At 66.2% G+C, this 11,712-nt stretch carries 11 protein-coding genes; 7 read left to right on the top strand and 4 right to left on the bottom strand.

Features of this window, described 5'->3' with window-relative positions; all coding sequences use genetic code 11:
• Positions 1-362: 362 nt before the first annotated feature.
• Positions 363-1,031 (bottom strand): hypothetical protein, encoded by a 669-nt coding sequence (locus KDG50_04985; GenBank protein MCB1864761.1) that lies wholly within the window; start codon positions 1,029-1,031, stop codon positions 363-365.
• Between the two features lie 160 nt (positions 1,032-1,191).
• Here KDG50_04985 and hldE point away from each other — a divergent pair, with 160 nt between their 5' ends.
• The 5 genes from hldE to KDG50_04960 all read left to right on the top strand — a co-directional run bounded on the left by hldE (position 1,192) and on the right by KDG50_04960 (position 7,351).
• Positions 1,192-2,616, top strand: a complete 1,425-nt coding sequence (gene hldE, locus KDG50_04980; GenBank protein MCB1864760.1) for a bifunctional D-glycero-beta-D-manno-heptose-7-phosphate kinase/D-glycero-beta-D-manno-heptose 1-phosphate adenylyltransferase HldE — start codon at positions 1,192-1,194, stop codon at positions 2,614-2,616.
• Between the two features lie 10 nt (positions 2,617-2,626).
• Positions 2,627-3,868: a hypothetical protein gene (locus KDG50_04975; protein MCB1864759.1), complete on the top strand. Its 1,242-nt coding sequence runs from the start codon at positions 2,627-2,629 to the stop codon at positions 3,866-3,868.
• A complete protein-coding gene (locus KDG50_04970; protein ID MCB1864758.1) occupies positions 3,859-4,650 on the top strand; it encodes an aldo/keto reductase in 792 nt (263 codons plus the stop codon). Before KDG50_04975 ends, KDG50_04970 begins: the two co-directional genes overlap by 10 nt.
• 43 nt (positions 4,651-4,693) lie before the next feature.
• Positions 4,694-6,097 carry a dihydrolipoyl dehydrogenase gene (locus KDG50_04965; GenBank protein ID MCB1864757.1) on the top strand — a complete coding sequence of 468 codons (1,404 nt, stop codon included), beginning with the start codon at positions 4,694-4,696 and terminating at the stop codon, positions 6,095-6,097.
• Positions 6,098-6,172: 75 nt separating this feature from the next.
• On the top strand, positions 6,173-7,351 hold the full coding sequence (locus KDG50_04960) for a class I SAM-dependent methyltransferase (protein MCB1864756.1): 1,179 nt from the start codon (positions 6,173-6,175) through the stop codon (positions 7,349-7,351).
• Positions 7,352-7,372: 21 nt separating this feature from the next.
• On the opposite strand, the gene msrB is transcribed toward KDG50_04960, so the two are convergent.
• Together msrB and KDG50_04950 are read right to left on the bottom strand one after the other, a co-directional pair.
• Positions 7,373-7,768 (bottom strand): peptide-methionine (R)-S-oxide reductase MsrB, encoded by a 396-nt coding sequence (gene msrB / locus KDG50_04955; protein MCB1864755.1) that lies wholly within the window; start codon positions 7,766-7,768, stop codon positions 7,373-7,375.
• 253 nt (positions 7,769-8,021) lie between these two features.
• Complete coding sequence (locus KDG50_04950; protein MCB1864754.1) at positions 8,022-8,441, bottom strand: Hsp20/alpha crystallin family protein; 420 nt, start codon at positions 8,439-8,441, stop codon at positions 8,022-8,024.
• Positions 8,442-8,614: 173 nt separating this feature from the next.
• Between KDG50_04950 and KDG50_04945 the strand changes: the two genes are divergently transcribed.
• Positions 8,615-9,799: an alanine--glyoxylate aminotransferase family protein gene (locus KDG50_04945; protein MCB1864753.1), complete on the top strand. Its 1,185-nt coding sequence runs from the start codon at positions 8,615-8,617 to the stop codon at positions 9,797-9,799.
• A gap of 22 nt (positions 9,800-9,821) precedes the next feature.
• Entirely contained in the window at positions 9,822-10,694 is an 873-nt protein-coding gene (psd, locus tag KDG50_04940) for a phosphatidylserine decarboxylase (protein ID MCB1864752.1), read from the top strand.
• A gap of 24 nt (positions 10,695-10,718) precedes the next feature.
• Here the strand turns inward: psd and genX are convergent, their stop codons facing one another.
• Positions 10,719-11,666 (bottom strand): EF-P lysine aminoacylase GenX, encoded by a 948-nt coding sequence (genX, locus tag KDG50_04935; GenBank protein MCB1864751.1) that lies wholly within the window; start codon positions 11,664-11,666, stop codon positions 10,719-10,721.
• Between the last annotated feature and the right edge of the window lie 46 nt (positions 11,667-11,712).

The raw sequence follows: 11,712 nt of genomic DNA, 5'->3' as shown, positions 1-11,712 counted from the left end.
CGCGCCCGCAGGGAGGGCCCCTACGGTTCGAGGGCGGTGTTGCGCCGCTTGCCAATGGAATGACCATTGCCTTCACGACGCGCCTTGCCCTCGAACCGTAGTAACCCTCAGAAATGACAGATCATTGCGGGACGGGACACTAGGGCCTGTTCACACTGCGCGTGACGCAGCGACGGTGGCCGTTGTTGTGGCCAACAAGGCGCTGTGAGCGCAGTGTACTTGACGTACATCAGCGAACCGCAACGCGGTTGGATACGGGAACGGCCCCGTCCCGCGGGGTTGCGCCAAGCGCAGTGTGAACAGGCCCTAGCCAAGAGCCGAAATCCCCCGCGCTTACTCTGGCGGGTTGAGCCTGACCCGATTCAGCGCGTTCCCAGCAGCTCGGCGCGATAACGCGCACGCAACCGGGGTTTCGCCCCGATCGCGTCAAGGTAGGCATCAACCAGATGCCCCACGCCAAGCGCCTCGATACGCCTGCGATCATCACGGTGTCGCAACGGGATGGCGAGGTTGCGGATGCGCTCACGCGTAGACAGCGGCCGGCGCCGCACACGCACATCGGCGATGTCGATCAGTCCGAACCGGTGCCCCGGTCCGCGCACGATGTTGCCGAGATGCACCGACCGAAACTGCACGCCGCGCGCATGCAGGTCCGCGATGAAGCGCCCGGTCTGCGCAAGCACTTCGGTCGCGGATCTGCTCCCGGCGAGCAGATCACGCACGGTGTCGCCGGGCAGATCGCGATAGATCACGCCGTCGCGCTCGCGCGCGCGGCAGCGAAACACCGACTCCACCTGCACGCTCGGAATGCCCAGCCGTTCCAGCGCGATCGCGCTGCGCGCAAAGCGCAGTGCGTACGGGTTCCAGGCCGCGGATGAAAAGCGCCGCTTGCGGCGAAACAGCTTCAGCCAGCGCCCGTCCGCCAGCCGGATGACCTTCGGTCCGAAACGGTCCTCGCTGATGACCGGACCGGAGCCGACCAGCGCATCGAATTGGGCTGCGCTCAGCAGCGCACCGTCAAAGCCCGCCATGTACCCGATCCAGCCCGCCTGCGGCCGGGCGCAACAGGGACACTGTGCTAGTATCCGCGCCCGAAAATCCCGCCGTCGACAGGTTCACCGCCAGGGTGCCGACGGTATTGAATACCGCCGCCCCCGAAGCCATGCACCGCCGTTTGATCGACCTGTCGTCATGACCGACATCGTGCCCGATTTCCGCCGCGCGCGGGTACTCGTTGCCGGCGACGTGATGCTCGACCGCTACTGGTCCGGCGACACCTCGCGGATTTCGCCGGAGGCGCCGGTGCCGGTCGTGCTCGTGCAGGGCGAACAGAGCCGTCCCGGCGGCGCGGGCAATGTCGCCGCGAACCTGGCGGCCGTCGGTGCGCACTGCCGCCTGGTCGGCCTGACCGGCCAGGACGAGGACGCGAAAACGCTCACGGCCCTGTTGGAGGCACAGGGCGTACGGACTGACTTCGTCGCCTGCGCCGACCGTCCAACGGCACGCAAGCTGCGCGTGGTCAGTCGCCATCAGCAACTGCTGCGCATGGACTTCGAGGCCGGTGCGAGCAACGTCGGGGTCGAAGAACTGACTGACCGATTCACGCACGCCGTCGCCGATCACGATGTCGTCGTACTCAGCGACTACGCGAAGGGTGCGCTCGCCGACATCCGCCGCCTCATCGAGGCCGCCCGCACGCTGAACCGTCCGGTGCTGGTCGACCCCAAAGGCACGGATTTCGCGCGTTACTGCGGCGCGAGTTTCATCACACCAAACCTCATGGAATTTCACGCCGTCGTTGGCAAGACCCACGATGAAACCGAGCTGACCGAGCGCGCGCAGCGGCTTGTCGCGGAACTCGGTCTCGACGGCCTGCTGATCACGCGCGGCGAACGTGGGATGACCCTCGTCGAAGCCGGAGAACCGCCGCTGACCCTGCCGACCGAGGCGCGCGACGTGTTCGACGTCACGGGCGCCGGCGACACCGTGATCGCCATCATGGCGGCGGCCATGGCGGCCGGCGCACCGCTGCACGATGCCGTGCGGCTGGCGAACCGGGCGGCGGGACTGGTGGTCGGCAAGCTCGGCACCGCGACGGTTTCGGCCGACGAGCTGGCGACGGCCGGCGCGATGCTCGGACCGGAGAAGATCGTAGACGAAGCGACGCTGCTCGCGCACGTCGCCCAGGCCAGGAAACGCGGCGAGCGGATCGTCTTCACCAACGGCTGTTTCGACATCCTGCATGCCGGTCACGTCCAGACGCTGCAACAGGCGGCCCGGTTCGGCGACCGGCTGGTGGTCGCGACGAACGTCGACCAGACCGTTCGCGACCTCAAGGGTGAAGGGCGCCCCGTCAACCCGCTGGAGCAGCGCATGACCGTGCTCGCCGCGATCGGCTGCGTGGACTGGGTCGTCGCATTCACCGAACCGACGCCCGAGCGGCTGATCTGCGCCCTGCTGCCCGACGTGCTGGTGAAAGGCGGCGACAACGACCTGGCCAACTTCATCGGCGCGGACTGTGTGCGCGCCGCCGGCGGCGAACTGCGGGTCGTCGGCTACCTCGACGGCTGTTCCACCACGAAGACGATCGAGCGGATCGTCCGGCGCCCCTCCTGAGCGACGCGTGATGGCGAACCGAATCGACGTCGATGTGCTGATTTTCGGCGCCGGCATTGCCGGTCTCTGGACGCTGGACCGCGTCGTCGCGGCCGGCTACTCGGCGCTGCTGCTGGAAGCCGACGCCATCGGGGCGGGTCAGACGCGCTGCGCGCAGGGCATCATCCACGGCGGCGTGAAGTACCGCGCCGGCCGCAGCAAGGGCGTTGCCGGTCTCGAGGCGATGCCGCGACGATGGCTGGACCATGTCGAGGGACTGCTGGAGCCGAAGCTGACCGGCGTGAAGATCCTGTCGGATGCCCACTACCTGTGGGCGCGGGGGTTTTTCGCATCCCGTGTCGTGGCCAAGATTGCGCGCCGCGCGATGAGCGGCGAGGTCGTCCCGGTCAAAGGCGAGCAGCGCCCGGAGCTGTTTCGCATGGACGGCTTCAAGGGCAGCGTCTACCGCGTTGCGGAGCCGGTCATCGACGTGCACTCGCTGCTGGAAAGTCTGGCGACCCCGCACCTGGATCGCATGCTGCGCGTCAGCTGGCCGTACGGCGTGAGCATTACGCCCGGCCGACGACCCCGCGCGGATATCCGCCTTCCCGGTGGCGAGCATCTGACCCTGTTTGCCCAGCGCCTGCTGTATACCGGCGGCAGCGGCAACCTGGACCTGCTGAAATTCTCGCGGCGCAATACGCACGGCGTCACGCGATCGGCGTTGCGCATCCCCATGCAGCGTCGGCCGCTGCACATGATCATGCTGCGCGGAGACCTGCCTCCCGCCACCTACGCGCATGCCATCGGCGGTGGCACCACGCCACGCATCACCATCACCTCGCATGTCGACGCCGAAGGGCGCGACATCTGGTATCTCGGCGGCGCGCTGGCCGAGGAAGGCGTCAACCTCACGCCCGAGGCGCACATCAAGGACACCTGGACCAAGATCGAGGCCCTGCTGCCGTGGGTCGATCTGTCCGGAGTCGAATGGGCCAGCTTTCATGTCGATCGCGCCGAGCCGCGCACGACCAGCAACAAGCGTCCGGACGATCTGTATGCCGAGGACACCGGCGGCGGTGTGATCGTCGCCTGGCCGACGAAAATGGCGCTCGCGCCACTGCTCGCCGAGCGCGTGATCGAACTCCTGAAGACCGCCGGGATCGAGCCGCAGGGCCACACGGCGAACGTGCGCGACCTGGGCCTCGATCCCGCCGCTGTGGGCCCGGCGATCACCGCCAATGTCTGGGACCTGCCGAGGCAATGGCGCTGAGAGCGCTTGGCCACACCGGCATCGAAATCAGCCCGATCGTACTCGGCAGCGTCAAATTCGGCCGCAACACCGGCGTCAAGTATCCCCGCCCCTTCGATCTGCCAACCGATGCGGAAATCCGCGATCTTCTCGCCCTTGCGCGCGAACTCGGCATCAACGCAATCGACACCGCCCCGGCTTACGGCGTCGCTGAACAGCGGCTCGGCGCACTGCTGGAGACACCCGCGGACTGGGTGTTGATCTCGAAGGTCGGCGAGGCATTCGACGGGAAGAACTCATGCTTCGATTTTTCCGCCAACGCCACGCGGGACAGCGTCGAACGCAGCCTGCGTCGGCTGGGCCGCGAGACGATCGACATCGTGCTTGTGCACAGCAACGGCGACGATCTCGCCATCGCAAGGGACGAGCCGGTGCTGGAAACGCTCGCGACTCTGAAACGCGAGGGGGCGATTCGTGCGATCGGCATGTCGACCAAGACCGTCGCCGGCGCACTGTGGTGCGCCGAGCACTGTGATGTCGTAATGCTCACCCTGAATCCGGGCCACACCGTGGAGCTTCCGGCCATCGACGCGTGCAACGCCAACGGATGTGGCGTGCTGGTGAAAAAGGGTTTCGCCAGCGGCCATCTGGCGGACCGCCCGGACGGGGCGAAACAGGCCATTGAGTTCGTGCTCGGAACCCCGGGCGTTCACGCGCTGGTCGTCGGCACGATCAACCCGGCACATCTGCGCGCGAACGTAGCAGCGGCGAATTCCCTCGTTCCCACTGACTTGAAAATGTAATGCCCGCGGGCTATACCGACCCGCCATCCAGCGAGCCTTTGGCATGAGCAGAGAAGTAGACGTAGCCATCATCGGCGCCGGTACCGCCGGACTTTCCGCACTGTCGCAGGTGCGTCGCGCCACCAGTTCGTTCGTGCTGATCAACGGCGGGCCGCTCGGCACGACCTGTGCGCGGGTGGGCTGCATGCCATCGAAGGCCGCGATCCAGGTCGCGCACGACTTCCACCGCCGCGACCTGTTCGAGCGCCATGGCATCGATGGCGCCGATTCGCTGTCGCTGGACCAGACCGAAGCCATGGAGCATGTGCGCGATCTGCGCGACAACTTCGTCGATCGGGTGCTTTCCAACAGCACGGACCACCTCGGCGCCGAACATCTGATCGACGGCTACGCCGAGCTGATTTCGCCCAACGAACTGCGCGTGAACAATCAGACCATTCGCGCACGAGCCATCATCATCGCTGCGGGCACGCAGCCGATCGTGCCGCCGGAATGGGCGGCATTCAGCGATCGAATCCTGACGACCGACACCTTCTTCGAACAGGAAACCCTGCCCCCGCGCATCGCGGTCTTCGGGCTGGGCATCGTTGGGCTGGAACTCGGGCAGACACTGGCGCGGATGGGCGTCGAGGTCACCGGCCTGGAGCTGGGCGAGCGCATCGCGGGAATTACCGATCCCGCCGCGAACACCGCCGCGATCGAGGCAATCGGTCGCGACTTCCCGATCTGGGTCAACGCCCGCGGCACGATTGCACCGCACGGCGATGCCCTGCGCGTGCACGCCGGCGAGCGCGAGGTCGAAGTCGATGCCGTACTCGCCGCACTGGGACGGCGTGCCGATTTGAATCGCCTGCGGATCGACCGCCTCGGTCTGCCGCTGGACCACACCGGCCTGCCGGCCTACGATCCGCACACCATGCAGATCGGCGATCTGCCGGTGTTCATTGCCGGTGACATCGTCGGTCACCGACCGATCCTGCACGAAGCCGGCGACGAGGGCCGGATTGCCGGCTACAACGCGACGCAGGCAAAACCGGTGGCATTCCGGCGCCGCACGCCACTGGCGATCGTGTTTTCGGACCCGAACATCGCCATGGTCGGAACACCGTTCAACGAACTCGATCCCGCCACCACGGTGATCGGCGAAATGCCCATGGCGCCGGTCGGCCGAGCCTTGATCATGGGCGCCAATCGCGGCCTGATCCGGGTGTATGCGGACAAGCGCGACGGCCGCGTTCTCGGCGCGACACTGGTCGCACCGCAGGGCGAAAACCTCGCGCATCTGCTGGCCTGGTCGATTCAGCGAAATTCGACCGTCGTCGATCTGCTGCGGATGCCCTATTACCACCCGGTGATCGAGGAGGCCCTACAGGCCGCGCTTCGCAATGCGCTCGGGCAACTCGAGTGCGAGATTCCCACCATGCCGGAGTTCGAAACTCTGGCCTGACGCCATGGCTGGTTCGAACTTCGGTTTCCGCCACAGCCGGCGTCGGAGGCTCGCTGTGCGCAGGCGTTTCGACTGATGTCCGCGCTCGGCCGGTTTCTGTCCGCTGGCCTGACCGACGATGCGCTGCACATGCGCACACCCGACGGTGCGGTCGAAACCATCGGCCGCGGAAGCACAACCCTGGAGTGGGTGTTTCACGACGCCCGCACCCCTGCGCGGATTCTGCGCAACCCCGGACTGAATCTGGGCGAGACCTACATGGAAGGTCAATGGGACGTTTCCGGAGGCTCGCTGCTCGAACTGTTGCGCGTACTGTTCGTCGCCGTGCCCGACCGACGCTCGTTCTGGGTCCGCGCGTTTGCGCGCACCGAAAGCGTTTTGCAGAGCCTCAACCGGATCGCGCGCAGCTACCGGAACGTCGCGCACCACTACGATCTGGACGAATCGCTGTTCCGCCTGTTCCTGGATACGGACATGCACTACTCCTGTGCCTACTTCCCCAGGCCCGGGATGGACCTCGACGCTGCGCAGCAGGCGAAGTGCACCCATATCGCACGCAAGCTGTGCCTGAGCGCCGGCCAGAGGGTGCTCGACATCGGTTCGGGCTGGGGCGGGATGGCCATGCATCTGGCGCGCGAACACGCGGTCGAGGTCACCGGCATCACCCTGTCAAAGGAACAGTTGAGAGTCTCCCGCGAACGCGTGACGGCTGCCGGCCTCGGCGACCGTGTACGTTTCGAGCTATGCGACTACCGCGAGCATCGAGGTCGTTATGATCGAGTCGTCTCGATCGGCATGTTCGAGCACGTCGGGCTTGCGCATTTTCAGCGCTTTTTCCAGGCCGCGGCGAATCTCGTCAGCGACGATGGTGCGATGTTGCTGCACACGATCGGCAGTTCCGGACCGCCGTCGCCAACCAATGCATGGATCGCACGGCATATCTTCCCCGGCGGCTATATCCCGGCGTTGTCGGAAACCAGCCGCGCGATCGAACGGGCGGGATGGGTGCAGACCGATATCGAAACCCTGCGGCTTCACTATGCCGACACGCTCAAGGCCTGGCATGAGCGTTTTCAGCGCCAGCGTGCGCGATTCGTCGAACGCCTCGGCGAACGCTTCTGTCGCATGTGGGAGTTCTATCTACAGGCCAGCGAGGCGTCTTTCCGCTGGCGCGATCTGGTGGTGTTTCAGCTGCAACTCGCGAAACGCCACGGCGCGATACCGATCACCCGGGAGTATATGTACCGTCCCTGACCGTACCCGCCGGTATCTCGATCACTTTTCGTCAAGATCCAGCGAAGCGGAGTTGATGCAGTAACGCAGCCCGGTGGGGCCGGGACCATCGGGAAACACGTGGCCCAGATGCGCCCCGCAGCGGTGGCAGGTGACTTCGGTGCGCCGCATGCCGAAGCTGCGGTCTTCGTGTTCATCCACGCCATTCGCGGTTGCCGGTGCCGTAAAGCTCGGCCAGCCGGAGCCGGAATCGAATTTCGTGCTCGAGTCGAACAGTTCCGCCCCGCAACACACGCAGCGGTACATGCCGATCGTCTTGCTGTCCCAGTATTTACCGGTGAACGCACGTTCGGTGCCCTTCTCGCGCGTAATGCGATACTGCTCGGGGCTCAGTCGCGCACGCCAGTCAGCGTCCCGCGGATCATGATCGTCGGACATATTCACTCCCGGCCTGAAGACAGCGCGCCCCGGACTGGCAGGCTGTTGAAATTCTCATTTCAACAGCCTGATATCGCGAGACAGGGACGTCTCGCCCGAAAATCGAACACACAAGTGTTTGACTTTCGTGAGCCACCGAAAACCGCGCTTTTCGGTTGCGACGTTAAAAAGGCCATGGACGGGCCTTTTTAACAACCTGCCAGCCCTGGCGCGTGGGTTTCACCATTCACCCGGCGCAGCGCAGGGACGATCGTCAATGCACCGCGATGCGACGCGGTTGAACCTCTGCGCGCTTCGGCACAGTCAGTGTCAGCACACCGTTGCTGCTCGCGGCCTCGATCGCGTCGGCATCGACGGAATCCGGCAGCGTGAAGCGGCGTTCGAATGCGCCCCGGTTGCGCTCGATCCGAGTGTAGCCGGCCTTTTCGTCGGTTTCCGAGTTTTCGCCGACACGCTCGCCGCGAATCGTCAGCACGCCCTTGTCGACGCTGACCTCGATGTCTTTCGGCTCCACGCCCGGCAGATCGGCGCGCAGCACGAAGCGGTTGACTTCTTCGCGAATGTCGACCGCAAAACTCGTGGTCGGCGATTCGCTGGTGGCCGTGGAACGCCCGTTGAGTTCACGCTCGAGGCGGGCGAACAGATCGAACGGACGATAGGTTGCGATATTCATGCTGGACCTCCAGAACGGTTCAGAATTCAGGGTTCACAGGACAGGGCAATTCCCTGTCGATGCCGCGGAATCTGGGGATCGGGTGCCGGGTTTCAAGGGCGGGCCCCGAATGGTGCGGCTGGCGAACCCCCCGTATAATGCGGGGTTTTCGCACGCCCTGGCGGAGCCTTCCCATGACCTTCACGAGCTTCAACCCCCCCGTTCGCACCCTGATGGGGCCCGGTCCGTCGGACGTCCACCCGCGCGTGCTCGAGGCGATGGCCCGCCCGACCATTGGCCACCTGGACCCGGCGTTCGTCGGCCTGATGGACGACATCAAGGGGCTGCTCCAGTACGCATTCCGCACGCAAAACGCGCTCACCCTGCCCGTCTCCGCGCCCGGGTCGGCTGGCATGGAAACCTGTTTCGTGAATCTCGTGCATCGCGGTGACACCGTGATCGTCTGCCAGAACGGCGTATTCGGCGGACGCATGAAGGAGAACGTCGAGCGCATCGGCGCCAAGGCCGTCATGGTGCAGGACGACTGGGGCAAACCGGTCGACCCGAACAAGGTCGAGGACGCACTGAAGGCGCATCCAGATGCGAGCGTGCTCGCGTTCGTGCACGCGGAAACCTCCACCGGCGCGCAGTCCGACGCGCAGACCCTCGCCAAGCTTGCCGACCGCCACGACTGCCTGACGATCGTCGACGCGGTGACCTCACTCGGCGGCACGCCGCTGGAAGTCGACGCCTGGGGGCTGGACGCGGTGTACTCCGGCAGCCAGAAATGCCTCTCCTGCACGCCGGGGTTGTCGCCGGTCACGTTCAGCGAACGTGCGGCCGAGCGGATTCGCTCGCGCACGGACAAGGCGCAGTCCTGGTTCCTGGACCTGAACCTGGTCATGGGCTACTGGGGCGGCGCAACTAAACGCGCTTATCACCACACCGCGCCGATCAACGCCCTGTACGGACTGCACGAATCACTGGTCATGTTGCACGAGGAAGGCATCGAGGCCTCCTGGGCGCGCCACGCACGGCACCATGAAGCCCTCAAGGCCGGTCTTGCGGCGCTTGGCATCAGCATGCTGGTCGACGAGCCCCACCGTCTCCCGCAGCTCAATGCCGTGCATATTCCGGAGGGTATCGACGACGCCAAGGTGCGTTCACGCCTGCTCAACGAGTTCAATCTGGAAATCGGCGCCGGCCTCGGCGCACTGGCCGGCAAGATCTGGCGCATTGGGCTCATGGGCTATGCCGCCCGCCCGCAGAATGTGCTGTTTGCGCTCGGCGCGCTCGAAACCGTGCTCGGCGAGATGTCGGCACAAATCGAGGCCGGTCGCGCCGTGGCCGCCGCAGAGGCCGCGCTCAAAGCCGCCTGATCAGCGTCGCCCGCTACCGGCCGTGGCCGGGTCCAGCTTTTCCGACCGCGCCTTTACGGCCCTGGTCGGGCTCCTGGCGCAGCATGCCCTGTCGCGCGCCGTGCATGCGGTCACGCGCGTGCGGGCGCGCTTCGTTCGAACCGCCCTCATCGGGGTGTTTCAACGCATTTACAAGGTCGATCTCGCAGACGCCGCCCCGGCCCCTGAAGATGGCTACCCGAGCTTCAACGCGTTCTTTACCCGCGCGCTGGCGCCCGGCCGCCGACCGGTGCAGGGCGATTCACTCACCCTCGTGAGCCCGGCGGATGCCGTGGTCAGCCAGGCCGGCGCGATCCAGGCCGGCCGAATCTTCCAGGCCAAGGGCCACGATTTCGACGTGCTGGAACTGCTCGGTGGCCAGACCGATCTCGCCTCGCCGTTCGCGGGCGGCCGGTTCGCGACGCTGTACCTCTCGCCGCGCGACTATCACCGGGTACATGCACCGCTGGATTTCGAGCTTCGCACCCAGGTTCATGTGCCGGGGCGCCTGTACAGCGTGAATGCGGCCACGACGCGGGCGCGCCCACGCCTGTTTGCCCGTAACGAACGTGTGGTGTGCTACGGCGAAACGCCGGCCGGCCCCATGGCAATCGTGCTCGTCGGCGCCCTGTTCGTGGGTTCCATCGAGACCGTCTGGGCCGGTGAGATCACGCCGCCGGCCGGCCGGCGAGTCGTGCGCCGGGAGTTCCCGCGGGGGGCGGAAGCCGTCCGTATCGCTCGCGGGGAAGAACTCGGTCGCTTCAACATGGGCTCGACCGTGATTGTGCTCACTGGTCCGAACATCGCCTGGAATGAACCGGTCGTAGCGGATGCCACCGTACGCGTCGGCCAGACAATCGGCAGCATCTGCGACTGACCGCGGTCGGAGATCGTTTCGTAATCAGGCCCGCTCGATCGGAAACGCCAAGACGTCGTCGAGCGACTTCGCGCCACTCAGCAGCACCAGCAGTCGATCCAGGCCCAGCGCGACGCCGCTGCAGTCGGGAAACCCGTCGCCGAGCGCCGCAAGCAGGGCCTCGTCGAGGGCGATATCCGGCTGACCGTTCCCGGCGCGGCGCGCGCGATCCGACTCGAACCGGCGCCGCTGCTCGGCTGCGTCGGCCAACTCGTGGAAGCCGTTGGCGAGTTCCAGCCCGTCGACAAAGATCTCGAAGCGCTCGGCAAGCTCGGGCCGCCCGGGCACCAGCCGCGCGAGCGCCGCCTGCGAGGCCGGCCAGTGGGAGACGCAGACGCGCCCGGCCAGTGTCGGTTGAACCCGGTGGCTGAACAGGTAGTCCAGCCAGGTCTCGCGCTCCTGACCAAAGTCCTGTTGCGGCGCGAGTCGGGCCAGCTGGCCGAGCGATGCCGAAAGCGGGTCCACGTCCAGCGCCGTCACGAACGCATCCCGGTATTCGATCCTGCGCATGGGGCCCGCAACGGAGGTCAATCCGACCGCATCGAGCAATGCATCGATCTCCCCGACCAGGTCCTCGACCGAGAATCCCGGCCGGTACCACTCCAGAATGGAAAACTCGGGGTTGTGCCAGCGCCCACGCTCGCCGGCCCGGAACGCATGTGCGATCTGGTAGATCGCACCGCTGCCGGCCGCGAGCAGGCGCTTCATCGCAAACTCGGGCGAGGTGGCCAGACAGAGTGCCGAGAGCCCGGCGCCCGGCGAAGTGCGCACGGGCTCAATGTTGGGATCGGGATTCCCGGCGCGCGAAAGGATCGGGGTGTCGACTTCCAGAACGTCGCGACCGGCAAAGAACTCGCGAATCGCGGCGAGCAAGATTGCACGCCGGCGCAGCGCCGCAACCGAACAGGCCGGTCGCCAGTCGAGGTCGGACATCGCGCGGGGCCTGACCCGCGGCTTGGCCGGATTGGCTTGCCGCGCG

Source organism: Chromatiales bacterium (genome assembly GCA_020445605.1).
Lineage (GTDB): Bacteria > Pseudomonadota > Gammaproteobacteria > JAGRGH01 > JAGRGH01 > JAGRGH01.
The sequence above is the reverse complement of the archived record's forward strand: the minus strand, read 5'-3'. Positions and strand labels throughout refer to the sequence as shown.